The organism is Lentzea miocenica (assembly GCF_033949945.1).
GTDB classification, from domain to species: Bacteria; Actinomycetota; Actinomycetes; order Mycobacteriales; family Pseudonocardiaceae; genus Lentzea; species Lentzea miocenica.
The window spans coordinates 144,357-163,820 of the sequence record NZ_JAXAVW010000018.1; the positions used below are offsets into that span (position 1 = coordinate 144,357).

Here is a 19,464-nt window from a genome sequence, read left to right on the forward strand (position 1 = left end):
TAGTTTGGTACCGTAGTGCTCATGGGCACGACGAGGTGTACTGACCTGATGATGCTGCTGCATCTGACGGGACACGCGCTGGAGACCGAGCTGACGGCGAGGCTCGCGGAGATCGGACTGACTCCGCGAGCCCGCTGCGTGCTGTCCAGCGCCTTGGACGCGGACCGCACGCAGTCCGAGATCGCCGAGATGGCCAGCATCGACAAGACCACGATGGTCGTGACGCTGGACGCGCTCGAAGCCGCTGGTTACGCCGAGCGCAAGCCGTCTGCCGTGGATCGTCGTGCGCGCGTTGTCGTCGTGACCGAACTGGGTCGCGAGATGGTCGCGAAGGGCGATCAGGTCGTGGTCGATGTCTACGAGAGCGTCCTGGGGTCACTGCCGGACGACGAGCGAGATGGCCTGGTCAATGGCCTGACGAGGCTGATGGAAGGCCGGCTGAGCACGCCCATGCCGTGCGAGAAGCCGCCGCGCAAGCGTGCTCTGCGTCATGCCGTTGGATAAAAGATAGTCCCGTACAAAACCATCTGCTACGGTTCCTCTTATGGACTCAGGGGGACCGAAGACGGATTCGCGCTGGCTCGCGCTGATCGTGCTGTGCGCAGGGATGTTGATGATCGTGCTGGACCAGACGATCGTGAACGTCGCGCTGCCCGCGATCGAAGAAGACCTCAAGTTCGGCCAGGCCGGGTTGGCCTGGGTCGTGAACGCGTACCTGATCGCCTACGGCGGTCTGCTGCTGCTCGCCGGACGCCTCGGCGACCTGATCGGGCACAAGAAGGTGTTCCTGATCGGCCTCGGCGTCTTCACCGTCGCCTCGCTGCTGTGCGGGGTGTCGTTCAGCTCCGAGATGCTGATCGTCTCTCGCTTCGTCCAGGGCGCCGGCGGTGCCCTGGCCACGTCCGTCACGCTCGGCATGGTCGTGACGATGTTCCCGAAGCCCGACGAACAGCGCCGCGCCATCGGCGTGTTCAGCTTCGTCGCGGCGGCGGGCGCGTCCCTCGGCCTGCTGCTCGGCGGCGTGCTGACCGACGCCATGTCGTGGCACTGGATCTTCTTCGTGAACATCCCGATCGGCATCGTGGCGGCCATCGCGGCCGTGCGCCTGGTGCCCGACTCGGTTGGTCTTGGCTTGCGTGAAGGCGCGGATGTGCTTGGGGCACTGCTGATCGTCGCCTCGGTGATGCTCGGTGTGTACACGATCGTCAAGGCTGAGCACTACGGCTTCGGCTCCGTGCACACGTTGGGGCTCGGGGCTGTTGCGGTGGCGCTGCTGGTTGGTTTTGTGTGGCGGCAACGGACTGCCGCGAAGCCGTTGCTGCCGTTGCGGGTGTTCCGCTCCCGCAACGTGACCGGCGCGAACCTCGTGCAGATCTCCATGGTCGCCGGCATGTTCGGACTGTTCTTCCTCGGCACGCTCTACATGCAACTCGTGTTGCAGTACACGCCGTTGCAGATCGGTCTGGCGTTCATGCCCGTCGCCGGCGCGATCGCGGTGTTCTCGGTGTCGCTGTCGGCCCGGCTGAACTCGCGGTTCGGCGAGCGGAACATGCTGATCGTGGGCCTGCTGTTCATGCTCGTCGGCATGGTGGTGTTCACGCAGGTGCCGGTGGACGGCTCGTACGTCGCGCACATCCTGCCCGCCGTGGCGCCGCTGGGCATCGGCCTCGGCCTGTCGTTCCCGGCGTTGATGACGCTGGCGATGTCCGGGGCTTCTCCCGACGAGGCCGGGCTGGCGTCCGGGCTGGTCAACACGACCGCGCAGGTCGGTGGGGCGCTGGGGTTGGCTGTGCTGGCCACTACCTCGACCGCGTACACGTCGTCGCTGGTGGCGTCTGGTGTAGGCCGGTTGGAGGCGTTGACGTCGGGCTTCCACCTGGCGTTCTGGATCTCCGCGGTGCTTGTCGCGGTGGCGTTGGGGCTGGCGGTGTTCGTGCTGCGGCAGGTCGCGGTCGCTCGCGACGACGCTCAGCCGGTGCTCGTGCACTAGTGCGAACTGTGGCAGCTGTGGCGTTCGATACTCTGTCGCCACTTCCCGTACCTGTTTGACCTGTTTTGAGGAGTCACACCGTCGTGTCCGAGCGCACCCTGGTTCTGGTTAAGCCCGATGGCGTTGAGCGTGGTCTCGTTGGCGAGGTGATCGCCCGGATCGAGCGCAAGGGGCTCAAGCTCGCTGCTCTGGAGCTGCGCACCGCTGACCGCGCGACTGCTGAGCAGCACTACGCGGAGCACGATGGCAAGTCGTTCTACGCCGACCTGGTGGACTTCATCACCGGTGGGCCGCTGGTCGCGATCGTCGTTGAGGGGACTCGCGCGATTCCGGCGTTCCGTCAGCTGGCCGGTGGGACCGACCCGGTCGAGAAGGCGACGCCGGGCACGATTCGCGGGGACTTCGGGCTTGAGGTCCAGTACAACCTGGTGCACGGGTCGGACTCGGCGGAGTCGGCTGAGCGCGAGATCAAGATCTGGTTCCCGAACCTCTGATTGATCGCGGGCTTGTGCGGTGGTCGGGTTGGCACCGGTCGTTCCTGTCTAGGGATTTCGGGGCTCCGCCCCGGACCCCGCCAATCTGATCAAAGACCAGCCCCACGCCACACGCGGGTTGATGGCACGCCAGTTGCTTTGGGCGGCGGCGCGTTGCGTAGGTGGTGCGGTTCGGGTGGGTGGTCCCGTCACAAGCAGTGCTGTGGCACGACTCGTGACGGGACCACCCCGCCGGAAACGCTCGCTAATTGCTTGTCCGGCGGGGGCTTGAGCCCAGGCCGCCTGGCTTTGCGCCGTTGAGGGTTGTGCCCTCCGGGTAGCCGAGTGGCAGGTACATCGTCACGTCGTCCCAGCGGTCCGTTCCCACGGCGATGGCGTTGGGCATGCGGCCGCATTCGCGGAAGCCGATGGCTTCGTAGAGTTCGATTGCGCCGTGGTTGTTGCCGCGCACGCCGAGCATCAAGATTTCGATGCCTGCCTCGCGGGCGTTGTTCACCAAGCCCCGCACCACTCGCTGGCCCAGTCCCAGGCCGCGTGCTGAGGGATGGGCCATGATCTGCTGGATTTCCGCGCGGTGCTGGAAGACGGCGGTTCCGCCGCGTCGCCACAGGCCGACGGCTCGGACCACGTTGTCGACGGACACCGCCGCGAAGGCCGCGTTGTTGTCGCGGACCTGTTTGAGGACGTTGTCGAGCCAGGACGAGATGCGGTCCAGCGTCGGGGGCTCGTGGTAGCCGACGGCGCCGCCTGCCGCCACTACGTCGTGGACGACGGTGTGGATCTCGGTGCGCAGCTGGTCGGTGGCTTCGGACAGCCATCGCAGTTCGATCTCTGGCATGGGGCGATCGTAATTGCGTCGAGAATTGTCAGACCTGGTCGTTATCGTCGGGCGGGTGGAGAACCTCGTTGAGGCCAAGGCGCTGACCAAGCATTTTGGGACGTTTGAGGCCGTTCGTGGCATCGATGTCGAGGTGCGCAAGGGGGAGGCGTTCGGGTTTCTGGGGCCCAACGGGGCTGGGAAGTCGTCGACCATGCGGATGATCTCGTGCGTGTCCGGGCGGACGGGTGGGGAGCTCAAGGTTCTCGGCATGGATCCGGAGCGGGACGGGCCGAAGATTCGCGCGCGGCTCGGGGTGGTGCCGCAGCTGGACAACCTGGACACGGAGTTGACGGTTCGGCAGAACCTGCAGATTTACGGAAGGTACTTCGGGATGTCGCGGCAGCGGTGTCGCGAGAAGGCCGCCGAGTTGCTGGAGTTCGCGCAGCTCACGGATCGGGCGGACCACGAGGTCGAGCCGTTGTCCGGAGGGATGAAGCGGCGGCTGACGATTGCCCGGTCGTTGGTGAACGATCCGGAGTTGCTGCTGTTGGACGAACCCACTACAGGGCTGGATCCGCAGGCTCGGCATCTGTTGTGGGACAGGCTGTTCCGGTTGAAGCAGGACGGCGTCACGCTGATCATCACGACCCACTACATGGACGAGGCCGAGCAGCTGTGCGACCGGCTGGTGGTGATGGACGGCGGGCGGATCGCGGCTGAGGGGTCGCCCAGTGAGTTGATCAGTCGGTACTCGACGCGGGAAGTGCTGGAGTTGCGGTTCCAGCCTGGGGCGGCGAAGCCGGATCTGGAGCGGTTCGCCGAACGGGTCGAGGTGTTGCCGGATCGGCTGTTGCTTTACACGCAGGATGGCGAGCACACGCTGAACTTGGTGCACGAGCAAGGGGTGCAGCCGGTGCAGAGTTTGGTGCGGCGCAGTTCGCTGGAGGACGTGTTCCTCCGGCTCACGGGTCGGACGTTGGTGGACTGATGCAGACGCTGAGGGCCTCCTGGTTCGGCTTTGAGAAGCATTGGTTGTGGTACCGGCGCAACTGGCGGGCCACGGCGGTGTCGAGTTTCTTGACGCCGGTGTTGTTCCTGGTGGCGCTGGGGCTGGGGTTCGGGTCGCAGGTGCAGTCGACCGCGTTGATCGGTGGCGTGCCGTACCTGCAGTACCTCGCACCGGCGTTGGTGGTGGTCACGGCGTTGCAAGGGGCCACGTTCGAGTCGACGTACGCGATCATGTCGGCGTTCCTGTGGCAGAAGACGTACATCGGGATGGTGGCCACGCCGATCACCCCCGCGCAGGTGCTTTACGGACAGACGTTGTGGATCGGATCGCAGCTGTTCGCACGGGCGGCGGTGTTCGTGGGCATCGCGGCGGTGCTGGGTGCGGTGGTGGGGCCGGGGATGCTGCTGGCCATTCCGTTTGCGACGTTGGCCGGGCTGGCGTTCAGCGCGCCGTTGGTCGCGTACAGCTCCACGTTGGACAAGCCGGACAGTTTCACGACCATTTTTCGGTTCGTGTTGATGCCGATGACGTTGTTCACCGGGGCGTTCTTCCCGGTCAGCCAGTTGCCGTCGTGGTTGTTGCCGGTGGTGTGGCTGACGCCGGCGTGGCACGGCATCGAGCTCGCGAGAGGTGCGGCCTTCGGGACGATGGACCTCTTACCGGCGTTGGGGCACATCGCGTACCTCGTCGCGTTGACGGCCGGCGGCATCGCGCTCGGCGTGAAGTTCTTCCACCGAAGGCTGGCCGTATGACTCAGACCCTTGATCGGACGAATTCGGCGCCTGCCAGCGTGGGGCTGTTGTGGCGCGTGATTCCGCCCGGGTTGTACGGCGGCCGGGCCAGCATGCTCGTGGAACGGGCCGCGCTGGTGAACCGGCGGGCCTGGTTCGTGCTCGTCGGCGGGGCGTTCGAGCCCGTGTTGTTCCTGTGGTCGCTGGGGCTCGGGTTCGGGCAGATGGTGAGCGCGGTGGCCGGGCCGGACGGGCGGCCTATCAGTTATGCGGCGTTCGTGGCGCCCGCGCTGCTGGCGGCGTCCGCGATGAACGGGGCGGTGTACGACGCGACGTTCAACGTGTTCTTCAAGTTCAAGTACGTGAAGCTGTACGACGCGATGCTCACGACGCCGATGGGGCCGATGGACATCGCGATGGGCGAGATCGCCTGGGCGTTGTTGCGCGGCGGGCTGTACTCGGCGGGGTTCCTCGGCGTGATGCTCGGCATGGGGCTGATCGTCTCGCCGTGGGCGTTGCTCGCGCTGCCGACGGCGTTGCTGGTGGCGTTCGCGTTCGCCGCGGTGGGCATGGCGGCGACGACGTTCATGCGGTCGTGGCAGGACTTCGACCTCGTGCAGCTGGCGGTGCTGCCGCTGTTCCTGTTCTCGACCACGTTCTACCCGCTGTCGGTCTACCCGGGCTGGTTGCAGGCGGTGGTGTCGTGGACGCCGCTCTACCACGCGATCGAGCTCATGCGCGGGCTCACGCTGGGCGTTGTCGGCTGGGGCATGCTCGGTCACGTCGCCTACTTCGCGGTGATGGCGGCCGTCGGAACGGTGGTGGCGGCGCGGCGACTGGGCAAGTTGTTGCTGGACTGAACCCACCGGTTCTGGCACGCGATTCGGCGGGCACCGTGAGGGCCGTTACTCTGGTCGTGTGAGTGTCGAGTCTGTTTTCCCCAGGTTGGAGCCACTGCTGCCGCGGATCTCGAAGCCGGTGCAGTACGTCGGCGGGGAGCTCAACGCGACCGTCAAGGACTGGGACGCGGCGTCCGTGCGCTGGGCTTTGATGTACCCCGACGCGTACGAGGTCGGGCTGCCCAACCAGGGTGTCATGATCCTTTACGAAATCCTCAACGAGCTGCCTGACGTGCTCGCCGAGCGCACGTACGCCGTGTGGCCGGACCTCGAAGCGCTCATGCGTGAGCACGAGGTTCCGCAGTTCACGGTGGACGGGCACCGGCCGGTCAAGGCGTTCGACCTGTTCGGCATCAGCTTCGCCACGGAGCTGGGCTACACGAACATGCTCACGGCGCTGGACCTCGCGGGCATCCCGCTGCACGCGGCGGACCGCACCGAAGAGCACCCCATCGTGGTCGCCGGCGGGCACGCGGCGTTCAACCCGGAGCCCATCGCGGACTTCGTGGACGCGGCGGTGCTCGGCGACGGTGAAGAGGCCGTCCTCGAGATCACCGAGATCGTGAGGACCTGGAAGGCCGAAGGCTGCCCTGGCGGCCGCGACGAGGTGCTGACCAGGCTCGCCGAGACCGGTGGCGTGTACATCCCGCGCTTCTACGACGTCGAGTACCTGCCGGACGGCCGCATCCAGCGCGTTGTGCCGAACCGCGACCGCGTGCCGTTCCGCGTGTTCAAGCGGACCACGATGGACCTCGACGCGTGGCCGTACCCGAAGCAGCCGCTGGTGCCTCTCGCCGAGAGCGTGCACGAGCGGATGAGCGTCGAGATCTTCCGCGGCTGCACGCGCGGCTGCCGGTTCTGCCAGGCGGGCATGATCACCCGGCCGGTGCGCGAGCGGTCCATCGAGGGCATCGGCGCCATGGTCCAGAAGGGACTGGAGGCGACCGGCTTCGAAGAGGTCGGCCTGCTGTCGCTGTCGAGTGCCGACCACAGCGAGATCGCCGAGATCACCAAGGGTCTCGCGGACCGCTACGAGGGCACGAACACGGGCTTGAGCCTGCCCAGCACGCGCGTCGACGCGTTCAACATCGACCTCGCGAACGAGCTGTCCCGCAACGGAAGGCGCTCGGGCCTGACCTTCGCGCCCGAGGGCGGCAGCGAGCGGATGCGGCGCGTCATCAACAAGATGGTGTCCGAAGAGGACCTCATCCGGACGGTGTCGGCCGCGTTCTCCAACGGCTGGCGGCAGGTGAAGCTGTACTTCATGTGCGGCCTGCCCACCGAGGAGGACGAGGACGTCCTGCAGATCGCGGAGATGGCGAAGAACGTCATCCGCGCGGGCCGGCAGGCGAGCGGACGCAACGACGTCCGCTGCACCATCTCGATCGGCGGTTTCGTGCCCAAGCCGCACACGCCGTTCCAGTGGGCCGCGCAGTGCGACCCGGACACGGTCGACGACCGGTTGCGCAAGCTCCGCGAGGCCGTGAACTCGGACCGCAGCCTCGGCCGCAACATCGGCATGCGCTATCACGACGGCAAGCCGAGCCTCATCGAAGGCCTGCTCAGCCGAGGTGACCGCCGTATCGGCAAGGTCATCGAGGCCGTGTGGCGCGACGGCGGCCGGTTCGACGGCTGGAGCGAGCACTTCTCCTACGACCGCTGGACCACCAAGGCAGCGGAAGCGCTGGAGCCGCTCGGTGTCGACCTCGCCTGGTTCACCACCCGCGAGCGTGAGGAGCTGGAGGTCCTGCCCTGGGACCACCTCGACTCCGGCCTCGACAAGGAATGGCTCTGGGCCGACTGGCAGGACGCGCTGGACGAGCGCGAGCAGGACGACTGCCGCTGGACCCCGTGCTTCGACTGCGGTGTCTGCCCGGCGATGGGCACGGACATCGAGGTGGGTCCGACCGGTCGGACGCTGCTGCCGATCTCGCCGGTCGGCGTCGGTTCACCGGTGAAGAACTCCGCGCTCACGCCGTAGGGCTTGCTCAGGCCACAACGGTTGCCAGCCCGCCCACCAGCACGCCCGGTCCTGAGGCCGTGGCCGTGATGGTGGCGGGCCGGCCCAGCGAGTCACCCATGTCGACGGCGATGTCCGCGGCCAGATGAGCCGCGAGACACGCCGTGCTGTTGGCGTTCGCGATGTCCTCGGGCACGCCGATGGACGGTGCGAACATCCGCGCCGCGTACCTTCCGTCAGCCTCAGGGCTGTAGACGTAGCACCCCAGCAGGCCGAACTCGTCGGTCGCCGCCCGCAACCGGCGAAAATCCGGCGTCAGAGCCGCAAGTCCGTCGGACAGCTCGACGAGCATCCGCGGCCGCCCGAGCGTCGCGACCACGCACATGCCGCCCGCGCCCAACGCCGCCACGACGGCATCCCGTTCGGCCGTCGTCGCGGCCCTGACCTGCACCGGACCAGGATCGAAGACGCCTTCCACGCCACCAGGAACGCGCCTCGCCGTGCCGCGGAACGTCCGGCCACCGGCCCGAAGCGTGAACTCCTCGCCACCACCGGCGGCCAGAACGGCCAGCGCCGCAACGGTGCCGTGTCCGCAGCCCGGCAATTCACCCTCCGAGGTGAAGAACCTCAGCGCGTTGCCCGGTCCGACGAAGACGGCGTGCGAGGTTCCACATCGCCCTGGCACCGTCTGGCGTTCGGCGTCGGTGAAGTCGCCGTCCCGCACAACCGCGGTCGGACTCCCGCCGCGCCCGTCGCGCAGGCAGGCGTTGACGATCACTTGGTGACGGCGGCCAACGCGTCCACGAGGCCGTGGCCGTAGAAGGAGTTGTACTCGGAGTAGCCCGTGCAGAACGCGTCCTGCACGCCGGTTCCGTTGAGGTCGTAGTCGGCGGGGCACGCGAGGGTCTCTGCCTGGGCGTTCAGCATGCGACCCAGCGACACCGCGTCCGTCTCGGGGTGCGTCGACGCGATCAACGCTGCCACACCGGCCACGTGCGGTGTCGCCATCGAGGTGCCACACGAGTAGTCGTAGCCGGACGGCACGGTGGAGAGCACACAACCCGTGGGTGTCCGGGTGTCACCACCGGGCGCCGTCACGTCGATCGCACCCAGCCCGTACGAGCTGTACCCGGCCTTGGTCTTGGTCGACTCGACGGACGACACGCCGACGACGTTCTTGAGTTGCGCCGGCAGGACCACGCAGGTCGAGTCGACCGGACGGGTTTGCGCGTCGCCGTTCGTCGGCGACAGCGAATCGCGTCCCGGCCGGGACAGGTCCGCCGCGTTGTTGCCGGCGGCCGCGACCGTCAGCACGTTGCGAGAGGTGGCGTAGTCGACGGCACGACGCACGGCCTCGTAGATCACGCGCTGACCGGGCTCGCTCTGGCACGTGAACAGGTACGGGTCGATGAAGTAGCTGTTGTTGGTGATGGTCATACCCTGCGCGGCGGCCCACATGAAGCCGCACACCGCGTACTCGGGGTAGATGAAGCCGTCGTCGTCGACGACCTTCACGGACGCGATGCGCACGCCCGGTGCTACGCCCGTGATGCCCCGGCCGTCGTCCGCGGCGGCGATGGTGCCGGCGACGTGCGTGCCGTGCGCGGAGGTCGTCGGGATCCACGCAGAGGGGGACGTGTCGGGCTTGCCGCTCAAACAGCCGGCGGACAGTTCGGGTGCCAGCGCCCCTGCCAGGTCGGGGTGGCGGGCGTCGACGCCGGAGTCCAGCACGCCCACGACCACGGACTTCGAGCCCGTGCTGATCTCGTGCGCGGCCGGGGCCTTGATGAGATCCATGTCCCACTGCTCGCCGGACCGGGCGCCGGACGGGCGGAACAGTTCGGTGTCGTCCTTCTTGCGCTTCACCGCCTGCTTGGCGAGGCTCTCGGCCTGGGCGCTGTACGCGCGCTGCGGGCCGATCAGCTTGAGGAACGACGGGTCCGGCGACGTGGCCACCGCGACCCCGATCTCGGGGTAGTAGACGGTCGCCGTGCCACAGGCCCCCGCGATCTCCGCGTTCGCCACTTCAGGGGTCGTGAGCTGCGAGAACACCACGAGGTAGCGCAACAGCGGACCCGGCTGGATGCACGTCTGGACGTGCGGCTCCGCACCGGCGGGCATGGCCACCGCCAAACACCCGGCCGCGAGCAGCGCGCTCATCGCCACTGCCCGTGCGCGGTGGAGCAGAGGCACCAGGGACCTCCAGGTTGGCAAGGCGTCCAGTCAGCCGGACCGTAGCCACGCGCAACGATCTAGACAAGCTGAACGTTCTGAATCGGGTTCACGGTACCGTCCTACCGGACGAACAGCCTGCGCCGATGGGACCGCTCACCCGTCGGAACACCCTTGGGGAGCACCACTGAGCCGCAACCTGCCCAACAACCCGTCGGCCGTGGCCGTGCAGAAACTGCGCCTCCGCTACACCAAGCGGGGGAGGTTGCGTTTCACTTCGCACCGCGACATCGCTCGCACGTTCGAGCGCGCGCTGCGCCGAGCCGGCGTACCCATGGCGTACTCGCAGGGCTTCAGCCCTCACCCGAAGGTGTCGTGGGTCGGTGCCGCACCGACCGGCGTCGCCAGCGAGGCGGAGTACGTCGAGGTGTCGGTGGTCCACCAGGTCGACCCGGAGGCGTTGAGGATCGCGCTCGACCAGGCCCTGCCACCGGGCATCGACGTGGTCGACATCGTCCAGGCGCGAGGTGGCAACCTCACCGAGCGCATCGACGCGAGCGAGTGGCGGATCGAACTCGACGGCGTAGAGCCGGAGAGACTCGCCGAGGCGGTGAGCGTCTTCCTCGCGCAGGAGCGGGTGGAGGTCGAGCGTTCCACCAAGGACGGCAAAAGGATCATCGACGTGCGGCCCGCCGTCGTCTCGGCGCTGGTCGAACCCCGTTCGAGCGACGCCGGACACGATGAAGCCGCATTGTCACAACCGTGTGGGATACTCATGACGGTCGTTCGGCAGGTAACGCCTACCGTCCGACCCGACGACGTGCTGAATGCGCTTCGTGTCGTGGCCGATCTCGTGCCGCCGGTACCTGCGAGAGCAACCCGGATGGCGCAGGGAAGGCTCGACGGCGAAGGCAGGCTGGTGGACCCGCTCCAACAGGACAAGGAGTCCTGACGCAGGAGCGCCGGAACGTCACACCTGCTACGCAAACAGGAGGAGCGACGCTGCCAGTGGCGTCGTCGTGGGACCTGCGCAAGCGTGCGCCCAGAGAGGCGCCACGCAGCTGCGCGCGAGGCAAGGATTCCCGCCGCGAGCAGCGGTGGAGAGAGACAAGAGAGGCCCCTGCGCGGCCGCGTCCTCACGGGACGCGCCCGGGGGTGGAGGAGCTGCATGTCGAACAAGGACAAGCCTGCCGGTGGTACCGGCGGGCAGGGCGTGGTTGCCGCACGCCCTGAACTGGCGGACCTGCCGGACAAGTTGCGGGTCCACGCTCTGGCGAAGCTGCTGGACGTCAGCAGCAAGGACGTGATGACAGCGCTGGCCGACCTCGGTGAGGTCGCCCGCAGTGCGCAGTCGAGCGTGAGCCGGGACGTGGCCCTGAAGGTGGCGGAGACGCTGCTGGACTGGGACGACGTCGTCACCGGCGAGGTCACCGAGGACTACGAGGCCCCCGCGGTCCCGGCGTTCGAGGCACCGGCGCTCGCACCGCTCTTCGCGGCCCCGACGGCGGTGTTCATGCCGCCGCAGCCGATCGAACGGCCGAAGGTCCAGCCGGTCTTCGCCGTGCCGGAGGAGCCCGTCGCCGTCGTCGACGACGAGAAGTCGGTCGGCGAGATCGCCGCGGACGAGCTCGACGCCGCCGAGGTGGAGGGCGAGGACGAGGCGGAAGGCCGTCGCCGCCGTCGCCGTGGCCGTCGTGGCCGTGGCCGCGGCAAGGGCACCGACGCCGAGTCGGACTCCGAGGAGACCGACGAGCCCCAGACCGAGGACGCCGAGGCTCCTGCCGAGAGCGCCGAGGCCGAGGCCGACGACACGGACGACGAGGGTGACGAGGGCTCGACCCGCCGCCGTCGCCGTCGCCGCCGTCGCAAGACCGGCACGGACGAGGAAGCGGTCTCCGAGGACGACCCGCCGAACACCGTCGTGCACGTCCGCGAGTCCCGTGACGCGCGGGACGACAAGGCCGACTCCGAGGCCGCGCAGAACGAGGTGCGCAGCATCCGGGGCTCCACCCGCCTGGAGGCCAAGCGCCAGCGCCGTCGTGACGGTCGCGAGGCCGGCCGCCGCCGTGCCCCGGTGCTGACCGAGGCCGAGTTCCTGGCCCGCCGCGAGGCCGTGGCCCGCACGATGGTCGTCCGCGAGCGCGGCGACCGCACCCAGATCGGCGTGCTGGAAGACGGCGTGCTGGTCGAGCACTTCGTCACGTCGTCGGGCTCCGGCTCGATCGTGGGCAACGTCTACCTCGGCCGCGTGCAGAACGTGCTGCCGAGCATGGAAGCCGCGTTCATCGACATCGGCCGCGGCCGCAACGCCGTGCTGTACGCCGGTGAGGTCGACTGGGACGCCGCCGGTCTCGAGGGCAAGTCCCGCAAGATCGAGCAGGCTCTCTCGAGCGGCGACTCCGTGCTCGTCCAGGTCACCAAGGACCCGGTCGGTCACAAGGGCGCCCGCCTCACCACCCAGATCAGCCTTCCCGGCCGCTTCCTGGTCTACGTGCCGGGCGGCGGTGCCACCGGCATCAGCCGCAAGCTGCCGGACAACGAGCGCAAGCGCCTCAAGGACATCCTGAAGCGCGTCGTCCCCGAGGACGCCGGCGTGATCATCCGCACGGCCTCCGAGGGCATCGCCGAGGAGGAGCTGGGCCGCGACGTCACGCGTCTGCAGGCTCAGTGGAAGGTCATCAAGGAGAAGTCCGCGAGCACCTCCACCAAGGCGCCGACGCTGCTCTACGAAGAGCCGGACCTGCTGGTGAAGGTCGTCCGCGACCTGTTCACCGAGGACTTCGCCCAGCTCGTCGTCCAGGGTGACGAGGCGTGGGAGGTCATCGACTCCTACGTCCGCCACGTGGCGCCGGACCTGCAGGACCGCCTGAAGAAGCACGTCGGCAACAACGACGCGTTCGTCGAGTACCGCATCGACGAGCAGCTGATGAAGGCTCTGGACCGCAAGGTCTGGCTGCCCTCGGGTGGCTATCTGATCATCGACCGCACCGAGGCGATGACGGTCATCGACGTCAACACCGGCAAGTTCACCGGTTCCGGCGGCAACCTCGAGGAGACCGTCACCAGGAACAACCTGGAGTCGGCCGAGGAGATCGTCCGCCAGCTCCGGCTGCGCGACATCGGCGGCATCATCGTCATCGACTTCATCGACATGGTCCTGGAGTCGAACCGCGACCTGGTGCTGCGCCGCCTGACCGAGTGCCTCGGCCGCGACCGCACGCGTCACCAGGTCGCCGAGGTCACCTCGCTGGGTCTCGTGCAGATGACCCGCAAGCGGGTCGGCACCGGCCTGCTGGAGGCGTTCAGCCAGACGTGTGAGCACTGCCGCGGCCGTGGCGTCGTCGTGTCCACCGAGCCCATGCACTCGCACGGCGGTGGCAACGGTGGCGGCCAGCAGCAGCCTCAGGGCGGTGGCCGCAAGTCGCGCCGCAACAAGGGTGGTGGCGAGCAGGCCGCCGAGGTCGTCGAGGCCGTCGTCGAAGCGCCGGAGGCTCCCGTCGAGCCCGAGGTCGTGGAGCCGGGCGAGCCCGAGGACACCTCGGAGTCGTTCGTCGCCGCCGACCAGGACCACGACGGTCACGGCGGACGTCGTCGCCGGCGTCGTCGTCGCGACAAGGAGCCGCAGACGCCCGTCGAAGCGGTGGTGGACGCGGTCGTGGTCGAGGAGCAGGCGCTCAACGGTCACGTTCCGGACGACACCGTCGACGCTGTCGAGGACCCGGCGCCGATCGAGCTCGAGCCGGTCACCGAGGCCGCTCCCGAAGTGATCACCGAGGCCGCCGAGGAGCTCGTCGAGCCCGTGACGGTGGCCGAAGAGGTCGCCGAGACGGCCGAGGAGGTCGCGGAAGAGGCCGCAGAGGTGGCCGAGGAGGTCGCTGAGGCTGTCGCAGCCGTGGAGACGCCCGCGGTGACCGAGGAACCAGCCCCGGTCGTCGCTGAGACTCCTGCGGCCCGTCCGCGCCGTCGTGCCGCCAAGCGCGCCGCCGGTGCGCCGCTCGCGATCGAGACGCCCGCTCCGGTGGTCGTCGAGGTGCCGAAGCAGCCAGAGGTCCAGATGCCCGCTCCGGTGGTCACCACCACCCGCAGGCGCCGCGCCGTGTCGCGGCCCGCGGGACCGCCGGTCCAGGAGGACTGACGCGAATGCGCGAGACCGGGGTCGCCTGCGGGCGGCCCCGGTTTTGCGTTGTGAGGGACCGCACAGCCTGCGGGAACGCGATCAGGGCACCCCGGTTTGCTACTGCAGTACCCACTCCCGTAACCTTGTGGACGGCCCGCCATCCGACGGGTCCTGTCGTGTGCCCCCTCTGCTGGTTCTTCAGTGGAAACACTGTTTCGCAGATCGGTGGGCGCATGGCCCGTCACCATCGAGTAGCAGGAGACTTCCGTCCTGATGTACGCGATCGTCAAGACCGGCGGCAAGCAGTACAAGGTCGCTGTCGGCGACATCGTCGAGGTCGAGAAGCTCGAGGGCGAGCCGGGCACCGAAATCTCCCTCCAGGCGCTGCTCGTGGTCGACGGCACTGACGTCACCGCAGACGCGGCGGCCCTGGCGAAGTTCTCGGTTACCGGCAAGCTGGTCGAGCACACCAAGGGCCCGAAGATTCGCATCCACAAGTTCAAGAACAAGACCGGCTACCACAAGCGACAGGGTCACAGGCAGAAGCTGACCCGTGTCGAGGTCACCGGCATCACCGGTAAGTGAGGACCTGACTTCTCATGGCACACAAAAAGGGTGCGTCCAGTTCCCGCAACGGCCGTGACTCCAACCCCCAGTACCTGGGTGTGAAGCGGTTCGGCGGTCAGGTCGTCAAGGCCGGCGAGATCCTGATCCGCCAGCGCGGCACCAAGTTCCACCCCGGCGTCGGCGTCGGCATCGGCAAGGACGACACGCTGTTCGCCCTGCTGCCCGGTGCGGTGGAGTTCGGTATGAAGCGCGGTCGCAAGACCGTCAACATCGTTGCGGTCGAGGTTCCGGCTGCGGTCTGAGAAGACCGCTCCGCAGCACGACTGAACGACTGTTAGAACGATCGATCGAGCGACGTGCGCCCGCGGAATGCGCGGGCCACGTCGCTCGTTTGTTTCACCAGGTGGTCGACGGGGCGTAGTGACCGGTCATCCGGCACCGCCCCTCGTTGCTTGTTCAAGACTCTTGAGAGGACGTAGTTCCGTGGCTCGTTTTGTTGACCGGGTGGTGATCCACGCTGCCGCCGGCAACGGGGGCAACGGCTGCGCTTCCGTGCATCGCGAGAAGTTCAAGCCGCTCGGCGGCCCGGACGGCGGCAACGGCGGGAGCGGCGGCAACGTCGTGCTCGTCGTCGACTCGCAGGTGCACACCCTGCTGGACTTCCACTTCCGCCCGCACGCCTCCGCCACCAGCGGCAAGGCCGGCGCGGGAGCGAACCGCGACGGTGCGAACGGCGAGGACCTGATCCTGCGCGTGCCCGACGGCACCGTGGTGATGACCGAGGCCGGCGACGTCATCGCGGACCTGGTCGGCGAAGGCACCCAGCTGATCGCCGCCGCCGGTGGCCGTGGTGGCCTGGGCAACGCCTCGCTGGCGTCCAAGGCCCGCAAGGCGCCCGGTTTCGCGTTGCTCGGTGAGCCGGGCGAGACGCGTGACCTGGTGCTGGAGCTCAAGTCCGTCGCGGACGTGGGCCTGCTCGGCTTCCCGTCGGCCGGCAAGTCGTCGCTGATCTCGGTGCTCTCCGCCGCGAAGCCGAAGATCGCCGACTACCCGTTCACCACGCTGGTGCCGAACCTCGGCGTGATCACCGCGGGCGAGACCATCTTCACGATGGCCGACGTCCCCGGCCTGATCCCCGGCGCGTCGCAGGGCAAGGGCCTCGGCCTCGACTTCCTGCGCCACATCGAGCGCACCGCCGTGCTCGCCCACGTCGTCGACTGCGCGACGTACGAGCCCGGCCGCGACCCGATCGCGGACATCGACGCGCTGGAGAACGAGCTGGCGGAGTACACCCCGTCGCTCGGCGGCAACTTCGAGGACCGCCCGCGCGTGGTGATCCTGAACAAGATCGACATCCCGGACGCCAAGGACCTGGCCGACATCGTCCGCCCGGAGATCGAGGCCCGCGGCCTGCCGGTCTTCGAGGTGTCGACGGTGTCCCGCGAGGGACTGCGCGAACTCTCCTTCAAGCTCGCCGAGGTGGTGCGCGAGTACCGCGCCGCCCAGCCGAAGAAGGAATCGACCCGAATCGTGCTGCGGCCGACCGCCGTGGACGACGAGGGCTTCACCGTGACCGAGGACCCCTCGGTCGAGGGTGGCTTCATCGTCAAGGGCGACCGCCCCGAGCGCTGGATCCGCCAGACCGACTTCTCCAACGACGAAGCCGTCGGTTACCTCGCGGACCGCCTGCAAAGGCTGGGTGTCGAGGACAAGCTCGTGAAGATGGGCGCCATCCCCGGCTGCCAGGTCACCATCGGCGACCTGGTGTTCGACTGGGAGCCGACCACGCCAGCCGGCATCGCGATGACGATGACCGGACGTGGCACGGACATCCGTCTCGAGCGCAACGACCGCATCGGCGCCCACGACCGCAAGGCCCTGAAGAAGGCCCGGCGCGCTCCCGGCGACTACGGCGACAACTTCGACGAGGAGTAACTCGTGACGGCCCCCGTGGTCTCACAATCTCGCAACGCGGTCGCTTCGGCGAATCGCATCGTGGTGAAGGTCGGTTCTTCTTCTCTGACGACGGCCGAGGGCGGACTCGACCCGGCACGTCTCGACGCGCTGGTCGACGCCCTCGCCGCCCGGTCCGCCGCGGGCAGCCAGGTCGTGCTGGTCTCGTCCGGCGCGATCGCCGCGGGCCTGGCGCCGTTGAAGATCTCCCGGCGCCCGCGCGACCTCGCCACCCAGCAGGCCGCGGCGAGCGTCGGCCAGCTGACGTTGGCGCACGCCTACGCGAACTCGTTCGGCCGCTACGCCCTGACCGTCGGCCAGGTCCTGCTGACCGCCGACGACGTGGTGCGCCGCGCCCACTACCGCAACGCCCAGCGCACGTTCGATCGTCTGCTGGCCTTGGGCGCCGTGCCGGTCGTCAACGAGAACGACACCGTTGCCACCGAGGAAATCCGCTTCGGCGACAACGACCGTCTCGCCGCCCTGGTAGCGCACCTGGTCGGCGCCGACGCGTTGTTCCTGCTGTCCGACGTGGACGCCCTCTACTCCGGCGACCCGCGCAAACCCGGTGCTGTCCGCATCTCCGAGGTGGCCGGCGCGTCCGATGTGGACGGTGTGAAGGCCGGAACCGCCGGCGCCTCCGGCCTCGGCACCGGCGGCATGGCCTCGAAGCTGGCCGCCGCACGGCTGGCCTCCTCCGCGGGCATCCCGGTCCTGCTGGCCGGCGCCTCGGACGCGTCCCGAGCGCTGACCGCGGCCGACGTGGGCACCGCCTTCGCCGCCACGGGCTCACGTCTCACCGCCCGCCGCTTCTGGCTCGGCTACGCCACCGACGCGAACGGCCGCCTGCACCTCGACGACGGCGCGGTCGCCGCCGTGGTCGGCCGCCGCAGGTCCTTGCTGGCAGCCGGAATCACGGGCGTGGACGGCGACTTCGAAGCCGGTGACGTCGTGGAACTGGTCAGCCTGGCGGGCGACGTCGTGGCCCGCGGCGTGGTCGGCTACGACTCGGCGGAGCTGCCGTCGTTGATCGGCCGCAAGTCCCACGACCTGCCGGAAGAACAGCGCCGCGAGGTCGTGCACGCCGATGACCTGGTGCCGCTGCACCGCTAACCTCGGCCGCATGGCCCGGATGCACGACGTCGTCATCGACTGCGCCCATCCCGCGTCGCTCGCCCGGTTCTGGGCGGAGGCGCTCGACGACCACGAGATCGCGCCGTACGACGACGTGGAACTGTCCCGGTTGCGCAGCATCGGGATCGACGATCCCGAGGACGACCCGTCTGTGCTGCTCGACGGGTCGCCGCGGTTCTTCTTCAACCGCGTGCCGGAGCCCAAGACGGTGAAGAACCGCGTCCACGTTGATCTGTGGTGCGACGACGTCGAGGCAGAGGTGGCACGGCTCGTCGGCCTGGGTGCGTCGGTGGTGAGTCAGGACGGCATCTGGTTCGTGCTGGCCGACCCGGAGGGCAACGAGTTCTGCCTCAGCTCAACCGAACACCCTTTGTCTCCGGAAGCGTCAGAGTGACCAGGAACGTGATCACCGCGGCCACCGCGACGTACCAGAAGAAGACCGTGCCGCCCACGGCCTGAATGACCAGCGGTGCGGTCCCGCCGAACAGCGCGACCGTGAGGTTGTACCAAGCGCCGATGCCGAGTCCGCGCAGCTCGGTCGGGAAGAGCTCGCTCATGATCGCGGGCGCGATGGACGTGATCGCCGTGTACAGGCCGAGCCCGACGCAGAAGACGATGACCAGGTTGGCCAGGCCTGGTTTGACCAGGCTGGACAGAGGTACCACCAGCAGGGCCATCGCGCCGGACCACACGAGCATCTGCGGTTTGCGGCCGTATCGGTCGGCGAGCCAGCCCATCGGGTACTGCAGTGCGATGAACACCATCGTTCCGATCGACAGCGCCAGGAACACGTCGATGTCGTTGGCGCCCTTGGTCTTCACCGCGAACGGTGTCAGTGCCGAGAAGAACGTGTAGAAGCTCAGCGTCGAGAGCAGTGTGATGCCGATGAGCTGCCCGACCGCTTTCGGGTGTTCCTTGAGCGTCATCATCAACGGATTGCGCAGGCTCTCTGCCTTCGCCTTGTTCTCCTCGAACTGGTCGGTCTCCTTCAGCGCCCGCCGAAGCCACAGCCCGATCAGGCCGAGCACTCCGCCGATCAGGAACGGCACGCGCCAGCCGTAGGACGCCATCGCGGCCTTGTCGAGGTTGCGGGAAAGGAAGAACCCGAGCAGCGACGCGATCAGCACCGCCGCACCGGTCGAGATGTAGAAGAACGACGAGTACCGGCCGCGATGGGCGGCGGGCGCGATCTCGGCGAGGTACGCCGATGCGTTGGACACCTCGCCGCCGAGCGCCATGCCCTGCGCGATGCGGGCGAGCACCAGCAGCGCCGGTGAGAGCCAACCGACCTGCTCGAACGTCGGCAGCAGGCCGATCACGACCGAACCGCCGGACATCAACACGATCGTCAGCAACATCGCGGTGCGGCGGCCTTTGAGGTCCGCGAACCGGCCGAGCAGGTAGCCACCGAGCGGGCGGAAGAAGAAGGCGAGCGCGAACGTGGCGAACGTGCTCAGCAGGGCAGCGGTTTCGTTGCCGGAGGGGAAGATCTGCGTCGCGAAATAGATGCTGAACGCGGTGTAGATCCCCCAATCAAACCATTCAACTGCGTTGCCCGCCGACGAGGCGACGAGCGTGCGCACGGGCAGTCGATGCGTTTCCGAAGTAACCGCCATAG

At 68.2% G+C, this 19,464-nt stretch carries 18 protein-coding genes; 14 read left to right on the forward strand and 4 right to left on the reverse strand.

The annotated features are described in order from the left end of the window. The first annotated feature begins 21 nt into the window (after positions 1-21). The 3 genes from SK803_RS22880 (at position 22) to ndk (ending at position 2,484) form a co-directional block, all read left to right on the forward strand. Positions 22-504 carry a MarR family winged helix-turn-helix transcriptional regulator gene (locus SK803_RS22880; protein WP_319968098.1) on the forward strand — a complete coding sequence of 161 codons (483 nt, stop codon included), beginning with the start codon at positions 22-24 and terminating at the stop codon, positions 502-504. Between the two features lie 40 nt (positions 505-544). Then, positions 545-1,990 carry a DHA2 family efflux MFS transporter permease subunit gene (locus SK803_RS22885; RefSeq protein WP_319968099.1) on the forward strand — a complete coding sequence of 482 codons (1,446 nt, stop codon included), beginning with the start codon at positions 545-547 and terminating at the stop codon, positions 1,988-1,990. A gap of 83 nt (positions 1,991-2,073) precedes the next feature. Further along, on the forward strand, positions 2,074-2,484 hold the full coding sequence (gene ndk, locus SK803_RS22890) for a nucleoside-diphosphate kinase (protein WP_319968100.1): 411 nt from the start codon (positions 2,074-2,076) through the stop codon (positions 2,482-2,484). Between the two features lie 244 nt (positions 2,485-2,728). On the opposite strand, the gene SK803_RS22895 is transcribed toward ndk, so the two are convergent. Continuing rightward, on the reverse strand, positions 2,729-3,322 hold the full coding sequence (locus SK803_RS22895; protein ID WP_319968101.1) for a GNAT family N-acetyltransferase: 594 nt from the start codon (positions 3,320-3,322) through the stop codon (positions 2,729-2,731). Positions 3,323-3,377: 55 nt separating this feature from the next. Here SK803_RS22895 and SK803_RS22900 point away from each other — a divergent pair, with 55 nt between their 5' ends. From SK803_RS22900 to SK803_RS22915, 4 genes are read left to right on the forward strand one after another with little or no spacing between them, the layout of a single operon-like run. After that, positions 3,378-4,292 (forward strand): ABC transporter ATP-binding protein, encoded by a 915-nt coding sequence (locus tag SK803_RS22900; RefSeq protein ID WP_319968102.1) that lies wholly within the window; start codon positions 3,378-3,380, stop codon positions 4,290-4,292. Next, entirely contained in the window at positions 4,292-5,065 is a 774-nt protein-coding gene (locus tag SK803_RS22905) for an ABC transporter permease (protein ID WP_319968103.1), read from the forward strand. Before SK803_RS22900 ends, SK803_RS22905 begins: the two co-directional genes overlap by 1 nt. After that, entirely contained in the window at positions 5,062-5,904 is an 843-nt protein-coding gene (locus SK803_RS22910; RefSeq protein WP_319968104.1) for an ABC transporter permease, read from the forward strand. Before SK803_RS22905 ends, SK803_RS22910 begins: the two co-directional genes overlap by 4 nt. A gap of 58 nt (positions 5,905-5,962) precedes the next feature. Beyond that, positions 5,963-7,924: a TIGR03960 family B12-binding radical SAM protein gene (locus tag SK803_RS22915; RefSeq protein WP_319968105.1), complete on the forward strand. Its 1,962-nt coding sequence runs from the start codon at positions 5,963-5,965 to the stop codon at positions 7,922-7,924. Positions 7,925-7,931: 7 nt separating this feature from the next. On the opposite strand, the gene SK803_RS22920 is transcribed toward SK803_RS22915, so the two are convergent. Further along, positions 7,932-8,681 (reverse strand): PhzF family phenazine biosynthesis protein, encoded by a 750-nt coding sequence (locus SK803_RS22920; protein WP_319968106.1) that lies wholly within the window; start codon positions 8,679-8,681, stop codon positions 7,932-7,934. Further along, entirely contained in the window at positions 8,678-10,096 is a 1,419-nt protein-coding gene (locus SK803_RS22925; RefSeq protein WP_319968107.1) for a S8 family peptidase, read from the reverse strand. Before SK803_RS22925 ends, SK803_RS22920 begins: the two co-directional genes overlap by 4 nt. Positions 10,097-10,301: 205 nt before the next feature. On the opposite strand from SK803_RS22925, the gene SK803_RS22930 reads away from it, so the two are divergent. From SK803_RS22930 to SK803_RS22960, 7 genes are all read left to right on the forward strand, one after another. Then, complete coding sequence (locus SK803_RS22930; protein WP_319968146.1) at positions 10,302-11,027, forward strand: TIGR03936 family radical SAM-associated protein; 726 nt, start codon at positions 10,302-10,304, stop codon at positions 11,025-11,027. A gap of 216 nt (positions 11,028-11,243) precedes the next feature. Then, complete coding sequence (locus SK803_RS22935; protein WP_319968108.1) at positions 11,244-14,210, forward strand: translation initiation factor IF-2 N-terminal domain-containing protein; 2,967 nt, start codon at positions 11,244-11,246, stop codon at positions 14,208-14,210. A gap of 255 nt (positions 14,211-14,465) precedes the next feature. Next, on the forward strand, positions 14,466-14,777 hold the full coding sequence (gene rplU, locus SK803_RS22940; protein ID WP_030479431.1) for a 50S ribosomal protein L21: 312 nt from the start codon (positions 14,466-14,468) through the stop codon (positions 14,775-14,777). Between the two features lie 14 nt (positions 14,778-14,791). Next, positions 14,792-15,061, forward strand: a complete 270-nt coding sequence (gene rpmA / locus SK803_RS22945) for a 50S ribosomal protein L27 (protein WP_319968109.1) — start codon at positions 14,792-14,794, stop codon at positions 15,059-15,061. 181 nt (positions 15,062-15,242) lie between these two features. Next, entirely contained in the window at positions 15,243-16,694 is a 1,452-nt protein-coding gene (gene obgE / locus SK803_RS22950; RefSeq protein ID WP_319968110.1) for a GTPase ObgE, read from the forward strand. A 3-nt stretch (positions 16,695-16,697) separates the two neighbouring features. Next, positions 16,698-17,825 (forward strand): glutamate 5-kinase, encoded by a 1,128-nt coding sequence (proB, locus tag SK803_RS22955; RefSeq protein ID WP_319968111.1) that lies wholly within the window; start codon positions 16,698-16,700, stop codon positions 17,823-17,825. Between the two features lie 10 nt (positions 17,826-17,835). Continuing rightward, positions 17,836-18,240, forward strand: coding sequence for a VOC family protein (locus SK803_RS22960; RefSeq protein WP_319968112.1), 405 nt, complete (start codon positions 17,836-17,838; stop codon positions 18,238-18,240). On the opposite strand, the gene SK803_RS22965 is transcribed toward SK803_RS22960, so the two are convergent. Then, positions 18,197-19,462: an MFS transporter gene (locus tag SK803_RS22965; protein WP_319968113.1), complete on the reverse strand. Its 1,266-nt coding sequence runs from the start codon at positions 19,460-19,462 to the stop codon at positions 18,197-18,199. The genes SK803_RS22960 and SK803_RS22965 overlap by 44 nt on opposite strands. Between the last annotated feature and the right edge of the window lie 2 nt (positions 19,463-19,464).